The organism is Chryseobacterium sp. 2VB, assembly GCF_005503635.1.
Lineage (GTDB): Bacteria > Bacteroidota > Bacteroidia > Flavobacteriales > Weeksellaceae > Chryseobacterium > Chryseobacterium cupriresistens.
The window spans coordinates 40,096-60,637 of the sequence record NZ_SCNC01000007.1 but is presented as its reverse complement, the minus strand read 5'-3'; the positions used below and the strand labels follow the sequence as shown (position 1 = coordinate 60,637).

Here is a 20,542-nt window from a genome sequence, read left to right as displayed (position 1 = left end):
GATCATTAGCTGACCCACGTATATAAGCACCTTTTATCCACAATTTCACTATCAAGAATACATGCAACACCTGTCGGTTCCTGTCCGAATAGTCTTGAATATTGATTGAATATGTTGTGTAACTGTTTCATTTTATTTTTGTTTGTTTCTAAATTATTTTTAACTGAATCCTGAAAACCTGTTGCTTTCAATTTTCGGTTGCAAAGTAAATATGAATTTTTGGAATCCGCAAATAAATTTTCAAATTAAAATACTGATAATCAATTTGTTAGGTGTTATTTTTAGCATAGAGAATTTCTGTCCGCAATATTTTGCAGATATCTTAATTACCTAAATGACTGTCTCTCACCGGGTTGCTTATCACTCTATTTTATCGTATTAAAGTTTCATTGTTAATTAAAAATTTTTCATGTTTATGGTTATTTTTTTTCATTCTAAATAATTTCTGACCTAAAAAACAAAAAACGCCTCGGTTTTCCGAGGCGTTTCTGTTGTATTTTGATTAATTTTTTACGGGTTTACAGTAAATAATTTCCAAAGTCAGCACATCTCGCCTCATTCCATATCACCTCATCATATCCGAATAATCCTTTGTTAGAAGGACTTTCGCATAGTTCTGCATTGATATGTGCTCTTTGTATTGTCATAATTTTCTGGTGCAAAGATAAATCTTTTTTGATATTATTTTATAATATTCACAATTTCGGGAAAGTTTTAGATAAGCAAAGGGATGTAAAGGAATCAATTAAAAATTGATTTGATAAAGCTGAATTTTCTTTAATTTTTAAATTCTTGAATCTTTAAAATTTAATTCCTGAACATTTTATTTCTTGCTGTTTTGAATCTCGAAATGTCCTTTAGAATCACGTCATCACCGGGATTAAAATATTTCAGTTCATTGACAATTTCTGAGCGTGTATCTACTTTTTCCGCGATGATTTCATAGGCTATATTTCTGATTGCGGCCTGTAATTCCGGATCTTTCTTGAATTCATACTTCATGGCTTCCAGGTAAGTGATCTTTTTATGATCCGGAGTTTTCTCATACAAGTTCTTTATTTCTGATTCCAGCTTTTTAACATCAAAAATATTGGCAAAATAGTTATTCAGACAGTTGAAGGCATCTTTATCCTCATCCCATCCCTTCAATAATATTTTCTGTGCCTCCTCCGGCTTTTCCATTTTCTTACGGTATACCAAAGAAGCTTTCACCATCTGATTATTTCCTGTATAATCATCTGCAACGATCTGATAATAATAATGGGCATTTTTAAGATCGTTTATTTCTTTGTAAAGATCTCCTACTTTTTCTTTCTGCTCCATTTCTTTATAAAGCTCAATTGCTTTTTTATGTTGTTTTGCCTTTTCATAGCAAACCGCGGCATCGGATTTATTATTCAGTTTTTTAAGATATACTACCGCTGCTTCATTATAAAGCCCTCCATTTTCCAGTGTTTTTGCACCTCTGTAATTATCCTGCAGCAGGTTCATATAGACTCTTGCTGCCTTTTTGTAATCTTTTTCGGCAATGTATTTTTCGGCAAGCTCTTCATATTTACTGCGAATTCTGTCGAAAAGTGAATTTTCCAGATAGAAACTGCCGCTTCTGCTTCCTTTTCTTCCTGCGGAATTTCTGTTGTTCTGCTCTTTATCTTTTAAAGAAGTGATCACCAGAAGAATGATGAAAGCAACCACCAGAAAAATGGCTAATGTACCCATCACACTCCAGAAGCTTTCATGGAATAACTGGGCAACAATTCCGACAACCTTAAACATCGCCAGCAGCACGAATGCTGCCATGAATTTGTCTATAAATTTCTGTCTATTCATCATCATCGGATTTTAAAATGGTTTTATCTTCCCTGAAAAGACGATAAAGGAGCAACAACACACAAATTACCAGAACCCACACAAACCAGTTGTATCCAAACATTTTGACCAGCGGATAAAATAAGTACACAAGCATGGCTACAAGGATAGCAATTAAAATAACCTTCACCCAGACAGGGACATTATCACCACCCACATTCAAAGATTTATTTTTAAACAGGAAAGAATACAATCCTACTCCCGCAATCATCAGAATCACCATATACAGGATGTCCGAGACAGGAGCCTTTTTTTCCAATGGTGTACCTTCCGTACCTATTGCCTTTACTTTAGCTTTGTCAATGGACGCCGAAGACGGATCCATCATATCTAACGTCCCGTAAAGTTTCCCTAATGAATCAGCCATTAACGCCTTTCTCTTTTTCAGAAGATATTTTACAACATCACCATTCACAGGCTTTCCTTTGGTGTATTGCTTTAAAGAATCTGAAATTTTACGTTTCAGGTTTTCTGTTTTCTGTTCTAGGTGTTTTGTAATTTTTTTGGTGTAAATGATTTTAAGAGAATCTCTGCTCTGTTTTTCTTTATTGACAAGCTTTTCAATATCCTTTCCAATTTCGCCGACCTCTCTGCCGCCAGCTTTTTTATAATTCTCCTTGTCTTTTTTTGTTTTGGATTCTATGATTCCGGCGTGAATAAGTTCCTGGGATAATCCTTTTCTCTCCCGATGATACATTGAATCTATCTTCAGATCAATTTCCGAGGTTCCGGACTGGAAAGCAATCATATCTGAGGGAGCTTTTACCGCATTACCAGCTATTTTTCCTGAAGAAGGCATGTTTTCTTCCTGTACAGAATTACTTTTATCAGAGGGCAAGGCAACCCTTAACACAATCGCTGCAATAATGAGCGCCCAGAATACTCTGCGGAAATTTTTTGTTCCTGCACTTTCATTCTTTCCATTGGTGCCCCGGCCAAATAATACTTCCAGCCATGTAAATTTAGCAAAACCATCTCCCCGGGAAGTTCCCATAACATCAAGAGAAACGCCTAGTTCTACTGCGCGTTCGGGATACTTTTCAATATACTGTAAATATTTTTCTATTTCTTTTTTGTTCCCTGCCATTACTTTTTTAAGGTCAAACGGCAGGTTCTTCATCCATTCTTCTTCGGTTTGTTTGGGCTGTAATGCTTCCATAACCTGTTCATCATCCACTTCAACCGTATAGCTTTCTATTTTTTGAGGGATTGAAACGCCATTCAATGGTTTTCTAATGGTTTCTTTGATCCTTTCCGGATGTTGAATCAGAGAAAGCCAGTCGATTTCTTCAGACAGTTTTACCAGTCCGAATTCAGGGTGCATAATCAGAAACCGGGAATCAAGCTGAGCCCAGTCTTCGGTGTTTATTTTAGGATAAAAGATGGTATTTTCCGGAATGAAAAGTCTGTCGTCCACACTTTGAAAGTACGCGTTTCTGCCTATTTCCTGTGGGGCATGATCTTTAAAAACAAGAAAACACCCATACAGCACATTGGGATGATCAGCCGGAACAGCAAAAGACTGTACCTGATTTAAATGAATTCCCAGCGTTTCCATTTCCTGAAGCCACACCACTGGCGAAGAGCCTCTGATCAGAAGTCCTTTTTTAGGATAGCTGTTTTTCGGGAAAGGTTTTATTCTAAGCTCCATAATCCACAATCTGTTCTATAAACGGTTTTAAAAACCTGTCACACATATCATCCATTGTTCTTACTTTCAACAGAGCATGTTCCGGAAGATAATATTCTGATCCTCCAAATTCTGTATAGGTAGCCAACGAGAGAAATCCTCCCAATGTAGAAGGAATGAAGAATTCTTCAATACTCTTGTTACTGCTTCGGAAAGTCAGCATTCCCCGTGAATCGGTAATAATTTCGCTTCCATCAGGAAATGTAAATTTATTTTTATTCTGCTCTGCAAAGATTCTGATATCATATTTATTCTTAGAAAAGTTCAGCGTATTTTCAGAAGCACTGTATAATTCATTTCCGGAAACGACCAGATTTTCATGCTGATTAATTCCGATTTTATTGAAATTATTGATGATCTTCAATCCGCTTCCTTTAAGCTTGGCGACTTCGGCTTCGGCTTTTATATTATTTTTTTCAAATTCTTTCTCTTTTCCGGTAATAGGTTCTACGGAAATATTTCCATCAATATTAATTTTGTAATGGGTAACATTATCAGGATGATGGAGATAAAAATTCCGTCCGAAGTAAATCAGCTGAAAATATTCCGGAATATTCATTCCTGTAAGGTTTTGGTCGGAATACTCTCCTGTATTAAGATTTAACTTTGAAATCAGTTTCTGATCAGACTGATACTGACACAAAATAAAGTGCTGCTGCCTGTTTTTTGACAAGGCAAACTGTCCCTTGGGTTTTATGGAAATTTTATCAAACAACACTTCGCAGCCATGATGGGTTTTATAATAATCATAGGAATGTCTGTCATAATAGTTATCAGAAAGATAAGTCTTCAGCAATTGTTTTTTTGAACTCAGAATGAAAAACTCTCCGTCATATAGAAACTTAGCAATCTTATTAACCGGTGCCGGGAACAAGATCGGATAGTTTTGCGGAAGATCTGTTTTCTTTCCGTTAAAATTTTGAACGGATTGTTTTTGCTGCGGCGGATTGGCCCACAGTTCCTGCAATGGAAGTTTTATTTTCTGGATATGCTTTCTTGCTCCTTTGTGATGTTTGTAAAAATTGATTTCACCATCCGAGGCTGTCGTTACCAAAAACTTCAGCTGGTCCCTGTTCTGATGTACAACCCGTTGAATCTTCTCATCAGCCATGTTATCCTGATGGGTAATGAAGAAAACTTCAATATCCTTTTCTGAGTGATTTTCATTAAAAAACTTCTCCAGTGCTTCTGAAACTTCCAGAACAGCACTTACCTGATTAAGATTTTCCACTACTTCTTCCACTTTGTTCAGCGCAATGGGAGTAGCTGCCTGTCCTAAAGCGAAGATTTTACATTCAGAATGGGCTTTGGGATGTTTTATAACCGCTATTGCTGAGGCATACGCTAATACTTTTGGAGTTCCCCAGTTTCTGAGGGAAGTGTCAATAAGGATAATTCTTTCAAAAATATTTTCTTCAGGCGGAATTTCTCTTTGCATATACAATGCCTCGCTATTCGCAACACGATTCATAAAGACATCATCTTCGTTGGCAAATTCGGAAAGAAGCATCCGGTGAAAATCACCTTTGTTGGTCATATCAGAAATTCCTCCGATAGGCTGTTCACCGGGAGAAAGATGGCGCATTGGAATTTTCAGCCCGCTCCATATTCTTTTGATCAGGCTTCCTATCTGAAAGGTCTTTGGCTCATCAGTCAATTCTTTGATAAAATCTTTATCTGTATCTGCTGTTGTTTCTTCTTCTACTACCTCATCATCCAGTTCCGGCTCATCAACCAGGCCTTTCATGGCGTCAATGACAGACTGTACTGTAGGAAATTTTTCATTCAGATTTAAGGCGCTCAGATCTTTGTTGAAAGCTATTGAACCTTCGTCTTGTTTTTCTGCACTGATCGCTAGTTCCTGCGGTCGTTTATAATAGATCTTTAAATAAATATCCGCATGAAGAGAGCCCACCCTGTTATGACTATTGCTGAACAAAGTCTGGAGCAATACAATTCTGTTCTGTTTCTCCTTATAAACTTTGGGTAGTGATTTTATTTTTTCAAGGAATTCAATTGGCTTTTCCGCGTTGAACTCAAAATCTTCACCGCTATAAAACTCAGCTGTACGTCTTAACGGGCCTGCAAAGTCCGTATATCCATCCTGCATCGCATACAAAACCATAAGCAATGCCCCGAACGGAGGCCATCCCTGTGGCTGAAGCTCTTTCAGTATCTCCATTAGATAAGGCCTGTAAGCTATGGCTCCTACTCCGGGAATGGAGAGGAGATTGTTTTCATGATAACCGGAATCACCGGGAACATCTTCATCAGTTTTCCATTCCCAAAAATAATTTTCATAGGACTGGAAATAAGCCTTTAATTCCATTCTCTTGATTTTTCAGTAAGGCGGAATGAGCTTACGGATAATGGACGAAAATCTGTTTCTTTTATTGAAAGATAATTCCCATTTCCATCCCACAGCAGCCATCCTTCCTCTTGATTATATTTTTGCTGCAACAGTGTGCTTAGGTTTTTAAATTCAAAATCCAGACCTGCAGGCAATAAATGTCTGTCCTTCGTCCAGTAGGTCTTTCCGGGAAAGCTTAATAATGGAGTTCCCATAAACAGGGCTTTATCGCCCAGAACTGTCCATTTTATTTTTTCAAGCTTAAACTTCGGTAACGCAGCGATACTTTCTTTAATATCGGCAATGTTGCTCAGCAAAGCGATAACCGGATGTTCTTCATTGCTTTCTTTTAGTTGTATCCGAACCTGTTCATGAATCCCAAAATAGTTTTGGTTTGAAGGTGGAAAACTAAGCTGCAATGCTTTGTCTATCGGAATCCAGAGCAAAGCTGTCCGTATTTTTTTACTCGGAACCAAAGCCTCTTTTCTGAATAAAAGCCCATCACGAAGTTCATACAGAATAAAGTCCGGCAATTGTTGTAGCTCCGGAGCTGCTGCCTGTTCATCGGTAAAGCCTTTCAGCCAGACCGTATCTCCATCCATGGCAATCAGAATATTTTTCCAGTCTCTGAGGGAACCCAGAAAATCTTCATCAGAACGGGGGAGTTCTGCCCGGAATTCTTTTAAACGCTTTGAAGAATCTTCTGCCATAAGCTTTCAATTTCCTGCTGAATATATTGTTTCTGTTCCGGATTTCTGATCCAGTCGCAACGGGTCTGCAGATATCTCAGTTTATCTTTAATCACATTTTGCTCTTCAAAGCTCAGCATTCCGCCATCCCATTTCTCCACCAGAATTTTTACGTCTTTCATGACTTCTTCAGGATTGGGAGTTTTGTTCTGCATAGCCTGAGGATGAGAATCCGGATGATTATCTTTCTCAATCGTTCTGTTGATAATTCCTTCCAGAATTTCAATCTGTTCTTCTGTATCCCAGATATGTTTCAAAACCCATAGATCGGAAAGTACAGCTTCTTTTCTTCCACAGATCAGTGCACTTGCAGCGATCAGATTCTGAAGTTTCACCGCTCTACGGTCGGAAATGGCAATACCTGTATTTCTAAGGTTCATAATGGTATTCAGATAGACTTCATAGATGGGTTTCAGATCTATTATTCTGCACAGCTTCTGAAGTTGTCTGATCGCATCAGCATGAATTTCCGGAATTTCCGTTTCTTCTTCATTTTCCAGCTTTCTCCCTGCCAGAAGAACTTGCTGCAAAAGTTCAGGATTCACATAATCTACACTGATTCTTACCAGAAAACGGTCAAATAATGCATTCAATGCTTCATCTTCCGGAAGAACGTTACTTGCTCCCACAAACATCAGTGCAGGTAAGTGCTTTGTTTCTTTTCCTCTTTTAAAAATCTTCTCATTGAGTGCCATCAAAAGGGAGTTCAGAATAGCAGAATTGGCATTGAAGATCTCATCCAGGAAAACCATGGAAGCCTCGGGCATCATTCCTTCCGTATTGGTAAGAAGTTCCCCTTCTTTCAGTTTTCTGATATCAAAAGGGCCGAAAATCTCGTTCGGTTCTGTAAAACGGGTTAATAAATATTCAAAGTTTTTCCCGTCTTTCACTGTTTTTGCCAGGGTTCTGACAATGGCTGATTTTGCAGTACCCGGAGGACCGTATAAAAAGGCATTTTCTCTTGCCAAAAGGCAGATCCCCAACAGATCTACGACATCATTTTTGCCTACAAAAGTTTCTTTTACGTAGTTTAGAACTGTATTAAGCTGATTTATATTCTGGTTCATTGACTTAAAAAATTAAAATTTCCACCATTTTTTCTTTTGGGGTTTCTGTTCTTCTTTGCTTTCTGCCTGTTCATTTCTTTTGCTGAATGAAAAGGCCATTCTCTGATAAGGATCTTTGATATCAAAGTACAATTGAGATCCGTCATCAAGAGTAAGTGCATCCATGATCTTATTTCCATCCCTGACCAGACTTTGTGAAACATCCTGTTTATTGAAATGATGCCTGATCAGATCCCTTTCGTCGGAAATTCTTGTAATAATATAGGGAGAAGCTTTGGTTCCGTCCCCTGTTTTTTCAAGGCATTCAAAAATGAGCTGTGCTATTGTCATTTCAATACTTCGTCCTTTATCTTCGTCCAGTTCTTTGTATGCAAAATATTTATAAATATGAGCTCTCGGACTCAGCAAAATATTGACGTTTACATATTGTATAACCTCTTCAAATTTTCCTTCATTGAGTAAATCCTGCATGTTTTCAATATCTTCTGAATACGGATCATATTCAGGATCATTGATTACCAGCTTACGGCATTTCAGGAACGTTTCTTTGGTGGGGTCCGCTAAAAATTCAAATACTTTCTCATATGTTTTCATTATTGTCTTCGGTTATAGTTTTTAGTTCTCGCCAGAATGCGTCTTTATGCATTCCAAATTCGGCAATCAGTTGTTTATTGATAAACGGAATTTCTGCCAGTTTATCATCTTTTTTTTCAACAATTCTTTCCAGATATAGCTTTCTGTAGGTATTGTCTTTCAGTTCTTCAGGCCAATTTACGTTTTTCAGATCAAGATCATATCCTATTCCGGAATAGTGAAACTGTGTCAGAATATTTTCCAGCATAGGGATTAAAGCATCTTCGGGATCCACAGTATGTAAAGCAGCCATTACCTGTGGCAAAAATCTGAGTGACATATCTGCGGATAAGATGGAAGGAATATCCCGTGTTCCTTTGAATCCGGGAATAAGATTTTCAATATCCTTTTCGGTATTTTCTCTGATGAGATAAAGCTGTGCACTGTGATAGAGAATCTTGGCGGCCCATACGGCTGTCTGTTTGTTACAGATTAAACGGTCTGATAAAAATTCAAGTCTTTCTTTTTCGAATTCTGTTTCAAAATAATCTCCTGCTTCCGCCTCTTCCTGAGGGGAGATTTGCTGTAAGCTTGAAAAAAGAGTAATACATTCTTCCTTACGAAGCAAAAAGATCGTGTCTAAAAACGGTGACTTGGTTTCCATGATCTAACAAAAATAAAATTATTTCGTTGAGAATAAAATTTTTGTGGGGAAGATTCATGTTAAATATGGATTCTTTGAAGTAATTATAAGGTTGGAAAGCGCAAAGGCGCAAAAAGTTATAAGCATTATGCTGTTTTTAAGGCGCAAGAAAATCAAAGATTTTCAGCAAGGTAAATCTTACCATCTAAACCTATAAGGTTTGAAATTACATATTCATTACTATAAAGATTGTTTCGTCGCTAAAGCGACTCGCAATGACTACTGTGATACAATTTCAATGATATTATTTTCAGGATCAAGGATGACGCTTTCATAATAGCCGTCCCCGGTGGTACGCGGTTCTCCAGCCACTTTATATCCATCTTTTCTCAGTATTTCTGTAAGTTCGTCTACTTTTTGTTTATTGTCTACAGAAAATGCGAGATGAATAATTCCATACTGCTGGGATTCATAAGAGTTTTCAGTTTCTCTGATATCCGGTCTGGTCATAATTTCAAGGCGACAGCCGCTCTCAAAACTTAAAAAATAGGATTGAAAATTTTTAACAGGATTGTGATACTTTTCATTGGAAACGGCTCCGAAATATTTCTGATAAAACGCTCTGGATATTTCCAGATCTTTCACCCAAACAGCGATATGTTCAATTGTCATAATTTCAATTTTTACGGTTTGACTATTGCAAAAGTAGCCGCTGGCCTTTAACGATACCCGCTCCACATTATTCTTTTATTGTCCTGTATTTACCAGGTTAGGTTTTGGATTATACGAAGGTCTTTATTAAAAAATATTATTTAAAGCATTTATTAATAACATCTTATACATTTTATTAATAAGACGTCGTTTCATTGTTTCCATTTTCGTAATTACAGAAACAAACTAAAAGTTATTATCTTTGTCCCATTCAAAATAACATTATGAGTATTCACATCAGTGCAAAAAAAGGAGAAATTGCCAAAGTAGTATTGCAGCCGGGGGATCCGCTTCGTGCACAGTATATTGCTGAAAATTATTTAGAAAATGCTAAACTGGTAAGCAAAACCAGAGGAATTTTTTATTATACAGGTCTTTATAAAGGGAAGGAAATCACTGTAGGAGCAAGTGGAATGGGTTTTCCAAGTATCGGAATCTATTCTTTTGAACTGTTCACAGAGTATGAAGTAGATACGATCATCAGAATCGGGACTTGTGGTGCTTACAATACTGATCTTCAACTTTTTGATATTTTAAATATTGACAAAGCTGCCAGCGAAAGTACGTACGCCAAATATGCATGGGGAATTGAAGAAGAAATCCTTTCTCACCAGGGGAATATCTTTAATACCATCAACGAAACGGCTAAAGATTTATCATTAAATGCTAAAGCCATCAATATCCACAGTAGTGATATTTTCTACAGAAAAGATCCTGCTACTCCGGAAATTGCAACAAAATACAACTGTCCTGCAGTAGAAATGGAAGCTTTTGGTTTATTTGCCAATGCTCAGCATTTAGGAAAAAATGCAGCGACTATTCTTACGGTAACGGATATTATTCCTACCCACGAAAAAATCTCTGCTGATGAAAGAGAAACAGCTTTGAATCCTATGATGGAACTGGCTTTGGAATCGGCTATAAAGAGTTTGTAAGAACTAAATTCATTATAGAAAAAGAGCTTTACTTTATCAGTAGAGCTCTTTTTTATAGTCTGAAAAAATTTCTGGCAGTTTCTGTAGTCTCGTCTGCCACTTCAGAAATGCTGATCTTCTTCAGATGGGCAATGGTTTGTGCTACATAAGGTAAGAATGAGGGTTCATTCCGTCTGTTCTGTATTCTCGGCATATTCTTCGGAAGCATAAATGGCGCATCCGTTTCAATCATCATTCTATCGAGAGGTACATATTTTATGACGTCTTCCAGATGTTTAAATCTTTTGGCATCACTTATGGCTCCGGTAAATCCTAAATAAAATCCTTTATCAAGATAAGTTTTTGCCTCGTTCAAGGTTCCGGTAAAACAGTGTACTACGGCTTCAGGTAACTTTGAAAGATAGTGATCTGTAATGTCATTAAATCTTTTAAATGCGGATCTTTCATGAAGAAAAAGGGGTTTATTAACTTCTATGGCGAGCTCAAGTTGTGCCCGATAACATTTTTCCTGAATAGGTCTGGGAGAGAAATCACGGTCAAAATCCAGTCCGCACTCTCCTACGGAAACCACATGATCCTGCTTTAATAATTGCCTGAGTTCACTAATACTTTGTCCATTAAAAGATTGGGCATCATGGGGATGAATTCCGGCTGTTGAAAATAAAATTTCGGGATATTCTTCTGCGATTTCCGCAGACTCTCTGCTTCCACGTATGCTGGTTCCGGTGAGAATCATATGTTCAACACCATGATCTAATGCTCGGTTGATAATTTCTTCGTGTTCTTTATAGAACTGTTTATTGGTCAGATTAATGCCAATATCAATATAAGTGTTCATCTATTTTTTACTTTTTATTTGATGTTAATTTCTAAATATAAATTGGAAACTGATTGATTCGCAGCTTCTGTTTTATATCTGCAAAACTAGACGTATGGTACGCAATCTTTTTACGCAGTTAAAAAGAAGAAAAGTAAAAAGACAAAATACTTTATGATTAAAAAATCTGCTTATCTGCGGGAGTTTTTATTTTCCACGGATTTCACAGATGTTTGTGGATACTCTATTCGTTGATAAATTTTTCAAGAAAACCGATCAGCTTTGTTCCGCCGTGACTCCAGCGGATTCCATGACCTTCTTTTTCCCGGACTTCAAAGACCAGCTCATGTTTGTAATGAAAGAAGACATTCCACCAGGTTTTATTGTCAAGAATTTCATGGATTTTTGCCATGACCTTCTCCTGTTTCTGCTGATTGTTCCCTTTTATTTCGCCCCAGAAATCATCATCCATTCTTCCAATGTGTTTTTCCCAGGCTCTTTGTGCAATGGTAATTTCGTTATTGAAAGGTTCCTGACAGGCATTGAGCAGCATGGTTTTCAACGGTGGAATGCCATTTTCATCGCGGATGCTTGCAGAGGTTAATCTTTGTCCTAAAATATTCAGCCAATGTTCAAAAGGAATTGCTTCCAGCGATGCTGCTTTTACCTCATCAGAATCGTTACTTTCCAGAATGGGAATGAATTTTCCAAAGCTTTCCTGCCTGTCAATAATTATTTCTTCATTAAAATAAGGCAGCTGCCATTCTAAAGTATTCTGCTTAAACCTATGAATATTTTCCTCCAGAGTTTCCAGGTGCTCTTCTGCTAAAAGGGCTTTGTATTTACCCTTCCATACTTCTGAAAACAGTGGAATATAAGGTTCAAACATATTCATACTTACTTTGTTTTGATAAGATTAACAGAAAGATTTTCTTCACTGATCAGATAACCAATAAGATTGAACCATTCTTTGCAGTGATCGAGAATCCAGGCATCGGAAGAAATAATGATTCCCGAACTTTCTGCCAGAAATTTATCAGGATTAAACTGAAGATCAGCTTCCCAGTTGAGTCGATTCTGCTCAGCATATTCAAGAACAAGCTGTTTGATTCTTCCACTGTTGGAAACCGGTTGATCAAAAATCCATACAAGTTTCTGAATATGATTTTTCCTGTAAAAAGAAGCAATCAACTCAATAGCTCTTAAGGTTTGATTAACTCTTTTATAAGTTCCATGCACGCCTGAAAGGTCACGGATACAGCCATCCAATCCTTCAAAAACATAAGCTTCAGAAAGCAGACTTTCCAATAAAATAATAACATTGAAACCATCAAGATATATTGTTTTCTCTTTTAACTCTGAAATATCAACATGCTTCAAATGTCTGTTGTGAAGCTGTACATCGGATGCCGACATTCCTCTCAAAGCTTGTATCTGTCGGGATTTCAGGCGGTACCTGTTACCAACGAGATCCGAAGCCGCTTTTTCCGGGTAATCTCTGCTCAGCAGGTACTGCATGTCTTCAACGGCAAGTTTCAGCTTACTGATCTGTTTCTCTGAACCGAATAAGGTATCATCGCCAGTATTTTTTCCACGGTTTCTGTTATTCATGTTCAAAAATAAAGTTTTTGGTGGATGTTAGAAACCACCCCGTCAAAAATTCTTTGAATTTTTGACACCCCTCCAAAGGATGGGAATTTCACACCTTTGATTGTTAAATTTGTCAATGATATCATTTTTCTCATTCTGAATTGGGATCTGTTATATTTTCTACAACAAAAGAGATATTTTGTACAACGCCGTGATATTTATTAGGAATAAGTTTGCAAAGACTTAAAAAATACCTTTATGAATACACTGAAAAAATTATGTTATCTGTCTGCAGCAGTGCTGTTATCAGCATCTTTCGTTTCATGCTCAAGTGATGATAATGAAATCATTATTGAACAGCAGACTCCCTCACAAGTACTGTCTTCTACGCCATGGGAAACTACCGGAGCTAAAGATAAAAACGGGAATAATGTTGCCCTTACTGATGCCAGTGTAGCCGGATATGTAGGGTTTGCTTATTTCAAGACAGACGGAAAGTTTGCGATCTACAGCCTTACAGATGTATTGAGATCTATGGGAACATGGTCTGTAGATGCTCAGGGTAAAACAAGAACTATTGCTGCCTTAAACCCTGATGGAACCACTATTTTCACCCGTGATGTTGAAATTATTGTGTTGAACAGAAATGAATTCACCTACAGAATCCGTCCTAATTCCAGTGATCCGTCTGTGTATTATGACATTATCCATACGAAAACTTCTCACGCTGAGCCAACGAACGGGCAGCTTACTTTAGCTTCTACTCCATGGGAAACAACAGGTGCCAGGGATAAAAGCGGAAATAATGTTGCTCTTACTGATGCCAGTGTAGCCGGATATGTAGGATATTCTTACTTCAAAGCTAACGGAACTTTTAAAATTTTCGGTTTAAATGATATACTGCGATCTGAAGGAACATGGTCTATTTCTCCTGACGGAAAAAAGAGAACGCTTACGACTCCAACTTTTACGCGTGTTGTGGATATTCTGCTTCTGAACGAAACAACATTTACTTACAGAATTACCCCAGATGCGGCTAACCCAGCTGTATTTTACGATATTATCCATACAAAGGTCAACCATAAGGAACCTTTGTAATGATTATTTTTTTTATAATAAGGAAGAACCTGCTCAGTAACGGGCAGGTTTTTATATGTTTTAATTAAAAGAATGTTCCGTTAGTAACTTATCATTTGTATTCTTCCCACCATTTTTTCCAGTTTACTTTTCCCAGCTGATCCAGATTTACTTTTTCCCCGATCATCGGAAGGGTAACCGGGATATTGCTTTCTTCAGCATGTTTTGAAGCCAGCTCTAAAGGTTCGTACCAGATATGCTGTGCAAGCTTGAATTTGGAATTGTGTACCGGGATAAAGTTTTGGGCTTTTAATTCTTTTATTTCTTTCATCAGCTGGTCCGGCAATGTATGAATATAAGGCCACTTTTCGTTATACTGCCCATTTTCCATTACTGCCAGATCAAATGGCCCGAATTTCTCACCGATTTCTGTAAAATGATTCCCATAGCCGCTGTCACCACCTAAAAACAGATTTTTGGAAGGTGTTTTTAAAACGAAGGAGGTCCAGAGCGAGATATTACGGTTCAATAATCTTCCTGAAAAGTGTCTTGCCGGAGTAAGCGTGATTCTGAAGCCTTCTGCAATATCTATACTTTCCCACCAGTTCTTTTCAATAATTGTATCAAATGTCCATCCCCAATATTCAAAATGCTGTCCGGTTCCCAGTCCGCAAATGACTTTTCCTACTTTACCCTTTAATTGCTGAACGGTTTTATAATCCAGATGATCCCAATGATCATGCGAAATAAGAAGGAAGTCGATCTCCGGCATATGTTCCGGTTTGTAATAATCGGATCCCTGAAAAGCTTTTATTGAACCCGGCATCGGAGAGGCATTTCCACTGAAAACAGGATCTATAAGAAATCTTTTTCCATCGACCTGTATGAAATAGGAGCTGTGCCCAAACCATATCAGCACATTTTCATCCGGTTGAAGATTTTTAAGATCAGTCACTACAAAAGGGAGTGCTGTTTTGGGTGATGTATTTTCTATTTTGCACAGGCTTTGAAGGAGTAATTTAGTCATACTCTCTCCTTCTAACAGTGCCGGAGTTGTTAATATATTCTGAAACCGGCCGTTAAGATAATTGGGCAGTGTACTGAAATATTCTTTTCTTTTTTCATCGGGAAACTGTCCCAGCTGCTTTTTTAAACTTTTCATTTATTTTATTTTAAATCCATCCCGGTTTCTAAAGGTATGCTCTTTATCTTATTGGGTGTGAAACTTTACTATAAAATAAATATAAGCATAAGATTCTGAGATGTGAAAATAAAGGATGTTGAAATTTTAATTCTTTATGATTTAATGAAAACTATTCTTAAAAAATCCATTTAACCAGTCCAAGTACAAAGATTCCTAACACTATGCAACCTATCATCATTAAAGCAAAAGTCTGCACAAATTCTGTCCAATACTTTTTTTTATCGAAAGTAAAATCACTGGGGTTGATATAATAGACGTCATATACCAAAGTATCTATGCGCAAATCCGGCCTAAAATGTACAATTCCCTGGATATATCTTCGTCGTAAAGCTTTTAAATTTCCGATATAATAGCTGTAACCGGCATCAGTTCCGTCAAAATCTACGTCTGCTGCCGAACCATTGTACTTTACATTTAATATATACATCTTGTTTCGTGGGCTGGTACTTACATCATATACATCGGAAAGGTTATATTTTTCCAGATCATGATAAAGAATTTGATCTATCGTTCCATCGGCTCTTTCGTAATGAATTCCCTGATCATCAACCTGTATCTTTCGGACTACTCTTTTTCTGATTCTCCGCTGGTAAAGAAAAAAACGGTATAAACCAAAAGCAAGAGCCGGATAGTATAGTATTGCGACAACAATAAATATGACCGGTTTATCACTCATCACAACCGGCAATCCCAATGCCAGCAGGAATGCCACCAACAATAAAAGTACCCCAAAAGTTCTGGTTATCCAGGTCATCAACCACCATGTTTCAGATGTTAATGGCAAAAAATCTTTTCTTGTATCCTCTTGCATACCCTCAAGATACGAAAAAAGTAAATAACCTCAAGTAAAGATGGAAGCTGGAAGAGGGAGGCAGGAGGTTACTGTTACTCTGATAATTTCTGCAGTTATTGTTAAATCCATGAAATTCCTATAAAAAATGATAAATTGAGAAGTTTTTTATGATCTCAATATCTTTCTTCTTACTGCTTCCGGTTTCCAAACTACTTAATCAGATTAAATAATACAAAAGAGCCACAGCAGCACCATGACTCTTTTTACCAAATTGAAAATAAGATATAATTAAATTGAAACTATGAAATCGTATAGGTCTTTTCTGTAGTGGTATTGTAGGTATCGGAAATCACATTGTCTACAAACCTCCACTCTGCAGTAGAACTTCCGGTGGTAAATTTCACATGCAGATATCCTCTTTTATAAAGATTGGCATATTCCAGGTCATCAATCAATAGTGAAAATGCCTGAGCCAGTTCTATTGCTTTTGCAGGATCCGAAGTGATTCCCAGATATCCTTCAAGGCCAGGAGAAGAAACGGAACTGCAGGCAAGCTCTGTCCCGATAAATTTACCCTGCGCATCGGTAAGCTTTCCTAACCATGCATTGTGAGTATCTCCGGCCAGTACCACTACATTTTTTCCTGCAAGAACAGAATAAAGCTGTTCTCTTTCCATGAAATATCCATCCCATGCATCCAGATTGTACGGTAAAGTCGTTGTGATTCTTGCAATTTCCTGCGGTGTCAATGTAGGATCCTGTTGTTGATGTCTTGTTTTAAGAATAATCAACTGAGTGATGGTATTCTGAAGCGCCTGCATAGTAGCCGGCTGTGCACTTCCATACTGTTTAATTTCCGCAAGAATCTGATTCAGCAGCATCAAAAGCTCTGCAGGAACCATCATTTTCGTCATTAAAATCTGTTGTCCAAGCACTTTCCATTTGGCTGTATCACCATTGATCTGAGCATTCAGCCATGACATCTGCTCGTTTCCGATCAGTTTTCTGCTGGTGCTTAAGAAATCTGTTTTAAACTGTATCTGATTAAAACTTCCTGTATTATCAAGATAATCCGAATATTCCATTTGTTTATCCCTTGCAATCACCCTTGTATCCATCATGTAAAGGGAGACGATATTCCCGAAGCTGAAACTTCTGTAAATTCTCATATCTTTCCCTGTTTTAAGAGGAATGTATTCGCTGTAAGCCTGAAATGCAGCCATTTTTCTTGCCTGAAAATCTCCTTCGTTCGGCTGATGGTTTTCTGCTCCTGTTTTATAGGTATCATTGGCAAACTCATGATCGTCCCAGACACAGATGAAAGGCTTTTTCTGGTGAAGAAGCTGAAGGTTTTTATCTCCTCTGTACTGCCTGTATCGTTCCCTGTAATCATTGAGGGTAAGAATTTCCTTTGCCGGCTGATGCGCTCTTCCCAACTGATTGGTGTAGGGGTTTGTTCCGTATTGTCCGGGAGCATATTCATAAATATAGTCTCCAAGGTGTACGACAACATCTGCGTCAGATTTTGCAATCGCATCATACACATTGAAAAGTCCTGCAGGAAAGTTGGAACAAGATACAACAGCCATTTTCACTTCACTTACAGCATCTGATTTTGAAGGTAAAGTAAGGGTTTCCCCTGTTACGCTGACTTCTTTAGTTGTACTGTTATAGAATCTATAATAATATTTTGTGTTGGAAGAGATATTCTGTACATCTACCGCTACAGTAAAATCATTTACACCTGTGGCATTCGCCTGCCCTCTTCTTACTACTTCTGAAAAGTTACTGTTTTTACTGATTTCCCATGTAATCTCTGCATCTGTTCCTTTTGAATACCGGGTCCAGATAATAATTCCTGTTGCGCTGGGATCAAAACTTGCTACCCCAGATTCAAAACCTCCGTTTTTAAGATCATCGGGGGCATTCCCGTTTTCAGTAAAATCATCGCTGCAGCTTTCAATTAGAGGAGCTAAGAAAATTCCTCCGGCAGCCAATAGTGAATTTTTAAGAAATCTTCTTCTGTTGAGTGGGTTGTTGTTTTCCATCATTACTTTTTTTGCAAAGCAACGGTATCCGGAGAAGACGGCTGTTAACTGTGTTTTAAATATATTTTATAATTTTTTAAACAAATGTTTAATGTTATGCATAGGAAATTTGTTATGAAACGTATTGCTGTAATGAGCAAACACAAAAAGGAAACCTTTCCGGCTTCCTTTTTCAACAAGTTCTATAGAAGAAAACTTGTTTTCATCAAATATATTATTTAAGGTCTTCTTTTATTCTCCTAATTCAAGCTGGTTTCTGACCAAATTAAAATATTCTCCTTTTTTGGATACTAATTCCTGGTGGTTACCCTGCTCTACAACTTCTCCCTTTTTCAAAACAATAATATTGTCTGCACTTTTTACTGTGGATAAACGGTGTGCAATGATAACAACGGTTCTTCCCTTAAAAAACTCCTGTAAATTATCATGTATAATTTTTTCATTTTCTGCATCCAGTGCAGAAGTAGCTTCATCAAAGAAAATAAAATCCGGATTTTTGTATACAGCCCTTGCAATAAGAATACGTTGTTTCTGTCCTCCGCTCAAATCATCTCCTGCGGCTCCTATTTTGGTGTCAAATCCTAAAGGAAGACTTTGAATCATTTCGTATATATTGGCTAATTTACAGGCACTGATCAATAATTTTTCATCTGCGTCTTCCTGCATGGCAATATTCTCTCTTATGGTTCCGCTGAATATGTATGAGTCCTGAAGAACAACTCCACAATTGCTTCTCCACCAATCATGATTGATCTGAAACAGCTCTTCCTGCCCGATGTTCAGATCTCCTTCTGAAGAAGGATAAAATCCCAGAAGAAGTTTGGATAATGTGGTTTTCCCACTTCCGCTTTCTCCAACAATGGCAAGAACTTTGCCGTTAGGAATTTTAAAATTGATATTTTTTAAAACATAGGGCTGATGTCCCCCCGGATACTTGAACCAAACATTATTTAAACTAATATCCTTACTCAGCAGAGCCTGATCTCCGTCTTTTAAATTCAGGTTTTCATCGGTTTGCTGTAAAATTTCCTGAACTCTTTTATACACTAAACTTGAATCCTGAAATGAGCGGAAAAACGCAACCAGATTTTCTATGGGTGCGGAAGCAATGCCTATAATATATCCTATACTCAGCATCTCACCAACCGTCATTTTCCCAAGTGATACCCAATACACGCAAAAAAAGGTAGTTGAAAATATAAATAACTGTTTAATAATGCTGGTAACATTGGTTTGATAAATATCCAGGATAAGACTTTTTACTTTGGTCTTATATATCTTTTTCTGCAGCTCTTCCCACTTTGATATTCTTGAAATGTGAGCATTACTAATTTTAACGGAAACCATCCCGGTAATCATCTCAACAAGATGATTTTTGCTTTCTGAATTTAATTTAAAGGCATAATAATCTATAATCCTTCTTTTATTATGAAACAAGTAAATCCATACAGTGGAAAAAACGGCAATTCCCAGAAACCCCAATGCTATATACTGATTATATATTAAAAGCCTTATTATAAGTACAATCAGTAAAAAAACTGATAAAATATTCGATAACAATTGCCTGGTTAATAACTGTTCTATTTTTGACTGTTCTTCTATTTTCTGTAATAGGTCTGTATATAATCTGTTTTCAAAAAAAGAGACGGGAAGTCTGACTGTTTTCTGCAGCAAGTCATTCAGCATTTTAATGCTTACCTGTGAGCTAAAGTGTACTCCTACAAAATTCTGAAGGATATTGATGAGTATCTGCCCTCCATACAAAAGCATCTGAAATCCGAAAATTCCAATGATTACTTTTCCTTCTTTCGACTTCATTCCTTCGTCAAACATCTTCTGAATCAGCTGAGGAAAGATATAGGAAATAACGGAACTTATCGTAATTAAAAAAATCAGCAGTCCAATTTTGAAATTTTGTTTTTCTAAAACTGAACGAATATAGCTTTTGAAAATTTTTAAATCCTGCTGTTCAAAAGGAGGTTTAAACTCAACAAACTCTTCTTTCGGGATTAATTGTAATCCAATCCCTTCGTTATCTGCGGACGAAATCCAAAGCTTTACAAACTGCTCTTTTTTAAGCTTTAGTCTGCCATATTTGGGATCTGAGATATAATAAAAATTATTTTTGATTTTATAGAGTACAACAAAATGCTCCTGCTCCCAATGTAAAATGCAGGGTAAATGAACATCCTCGTTCAGTGTAGACAAAGGAACCTTAAAGGGAGTTGTATGAAAATACAGCTTTTTACCGGCATCATTAATATCTGCCAGAGTAACCCCGGAGCGGGTAACTTCAGTAAGGTTTCTCAGATATACCAGGTCACAATCTTTACCGTAATATTTTAGAATAATCTTAAGGCAAACCGGACCGCAATCCATCTGTTCTATTTGGGAATAAAAGGGGAATTTGTTGAACACAATAATAA

The 20,542-nt window shown here is 37.2% G+C and carries 18 protein-coding genes; 2 read left to right on the top strand and 16 right to left on the bottom strand.

Annotated features, from left to right (window positions below):
- Positions 1-518 precede the first annotated feature (518 nt).
- The 9 genes from FFS26_RS08825 to FFS26_RS08785 form a co-directional block, all read right to left on the bottom strand.
- The gene (locus FFS26_RS08825) at positions 519-647 is read right to left on the bottom strand and encodes a penicillin-binding protein (protein ID WP_171006277.1); all 129 of its coding nucleotides are present in this window, start codon (positions 645-647) and stop codon (positions 519-521) included.
- 160 nt (positions 648-807) lie between these two features.
- Positions 808-1,830 carry a hypothetical protein gene (locus FFS26_RS08820; RefSeq protein WP_110009656.1) on the bottom strand — a complete coding sequence of 341 codons (1,023 nt, stop codon included), beginning with the start codon at positions 1,828-1,830 and terminating at the stop codon, positions 808-810.
- Positions 1,823-3,520, bottom strand: coding sequence for an APC family permease (locus FFS26_RS08815; protein WP_137904859.1), 1,698 nt, complete (start codon positions 3,518-3,520; stop codon positions 1,823-1,825). The genes FFS26_RS08820 and FFS26_RS08815 overlap by 8 nt, the downstream gene beginning before the upstream one ends.
- Positions 3,510-5,888: a hypothetical protein gene (locus FFS26_RS08810; RefSeq protein ID WP_110009596.1), complete on the bottom strand. Its 2,379-nt coding sequence runs from the start codon at positions 5,886-5,888 to the stop codon at positions 3,510-3,512. Before FFS26_RS08810 ends, FFS26_RS08815 begins: the two co-directional genes overlap by 11 nt.
- On the bottom strand, positions 5,879-6,619 hold the full coding sequence (locus FFS26_RS08805; protein WP_110009597.1) for a hypothetical protein: 741 nt from the start codon (positions 6,617-6,619) through the stop codon (positions 5,879-5,881). The genes FFS26_RS08810 and FFS26_RS08805 overlap by 10 nt, the downstream gene beginning before the upstream one ends.
- Entirely contained in the window at positions 6,592-7,725 is a 1,134-nt protein-coding gene (locus FFS26_RS08800; RefSeq protein WP_110009598.1) for an AAA family ATPase, read from the bottom strand. Before FFS26_RS08800 ends, FFS26_RS08805 begins: the two co-directional genes overlap by 28 nt.
- A gap of 12 nt (positions 7,726-7,737) precedes the next feature.
- Positions 7,738-8,319, bottom strand: coding sequence for a DUF4919 domain-containing protein (locus FFS26_RS08795; RefSeq protein ID WP_137904858.1), 582 nt, complete (start codon positions 8,317-8,319; stop codon positions 7,738-7,740).
- Positions 8,306-8,962: a hypothetical protein gene (locus FFS26_RS08790; RefSeq protein ID WP_171006276.1), complete on the bottom strand. Its 657-nt coding sequence runs from the start codon at positions 8,960-8,962 to the stop codon at positions 8,306-8,308. Before FFS26_RS08790 ends, FFS26_RS08795 begins: the two co-directional genes overlap by 14 nt.
- Before the next feature lie 258 nt (positions 8,963-9,220).
- Positions 9,221-9,613 carry a VOC family protein gene (locus FFS26_RS08785; RefSeq protein WP_110009600.1) on the bottom strand — a complete coding sequence of 131 codons (393 nt, stop codon included), beginning with the start codon at positions 9,611-9,613 and terminating at the stop codon, positions 9,221-9,223.
- 263 nt (positions 9,614-9,876) lie between these two features.
- Between FFS26_RS08785 and deoD the strand changes: the two genes are divergently transcribed.
- Positions 9,877-10,587 carry a purine-nucleoside phosphorylase gene (deoD, locus tag FFS26_RS08780; protein WP_110009601.1) on the top strand — a complete coding sequence of 237 codons (711 nt, stop codon included), beginning with the start codon at positions 9,877-9,879 and terminating at the stop codon, positions 10,585-10,587.
- A 52-nt stretch (positions 10,588-10,639) separates the two neighbouring features.
- On the opposite strand, the gene FFS26_RS08775 is transcribed toward deoD, so the two are convergent.
- The 3 genes from FFS26_RS08775 to FFS26_RS08765 all read right to left on the bottom strand — a co-directional run bounded on the left by FFS26_RS08775 (position 10,640) and on the right by FFS26_RS08765 (position 13,015).
- Positions 10,640-11,425, bottom strand: a complete 786-nt coding sequence (locus FFS26_RS08775) for a TatD family hydrolase (RefSeq protein ID WP_137904857.1) — start codon at positions 11,423-11,425, stop codon at positions 10,640-10,642.
- Positions 11,426-11,648: 223 nt separating this feature from the next.
- On the bottom strand, positions 11,649-12,299 hold the full coding sequence (locus FFS26_RS08770; RefSeq protein ID WP_137904856.1) for a hypothetical protein: 651 nt from the start codon (positions 12,297-12,299) through the stop codon (positions 11,649-11,651).
- Between the two features lie 2 nt (positions 12,300-12,301).
- Positions 12,302-13,015: a DUF434 domain-containing protein gene (locus tag FFS26_RS08765; RefSeq protein ID WP_171006275.1), complete on the bottom strand. Its 714-nt coding sequence runs from the start codon at positions 13,013-13,015 to the stop codon at positions 12,302-12,304.
- A gap of 237 nt (positions 13,016-13,252) precedes the next feature.
- Between FFS26_RS08765 and FFS26_RS08760 the strand changes: the two genes are divergently transcribed.
- Positions 13,253-14,092 (top strand): DUF4822 domain-containing protein, encoded by an 840-nt coding sequence (locus tag FFS26_RS08760; protein ID WP_137904855.1) that lies wholly within the window; start codon positions 13,253-13,255, stop codon positions 14,090-14,092.
- A gap of 91 nt (positions 14,093-14,183) precedes the next feature.
- On the opposite strand, the gene FFS26_RS08755 is transcribed toward FFS26_RS08760, so the two are convergent.
- The 4 genes from FFS26_RS08755 to FFS26_RS08740 form a co-directional block, all read right to left on the bottom strand.
- Positions 14,184-15,233: an MBL fold metallo-hydrolase gene (locus tag FFS26_RS08755; RefSeq protein WP_137904854.1), complete on the bottom strand. Its 1,050-nt coding sequence runs from the start codon at positions 15,231-15,233 to the stop codon at positions 14,184-14,186.
- A gap of 157 nt (positions 15,234-15,390) precedes the next feature.
- Entirely contained in the window at positions 15,391-16,029 is a 639-nt protein-coding gene (locus FFS26_RS08750; protein ID WP_137904853.1) for a hypothetical protein, read from the bottom strand.
- Positions 16,030-16,367: 338 nt separating this feature from the next.
- Complete coding sequence (locus tag FFS26_RS08745) at positions 16,368-18,119, bottom strand: alkaline phosphatase D family protein (RefSeq protein ID WP_110009607.1); 1,752 nt, start codon at positions 18,117-18,119, stop codon at positions 16,368-16,370.
- A 228-nt stretch (positions 18,120-18,347) separates the two neighbouring features.
- Positions 18,348-20,534, bottom strand: a complete 2,187-nt coding sequence (locus FFS26_RS08740; protein ID WP_228406479.1) for a peptidase domain-containing ABC transporter — start codon at positions 20,532-20,534, stop codon at positions 18,348-18,350.
- Positions 20,535-20,542 lie beyond the last annotated feature (8 nt).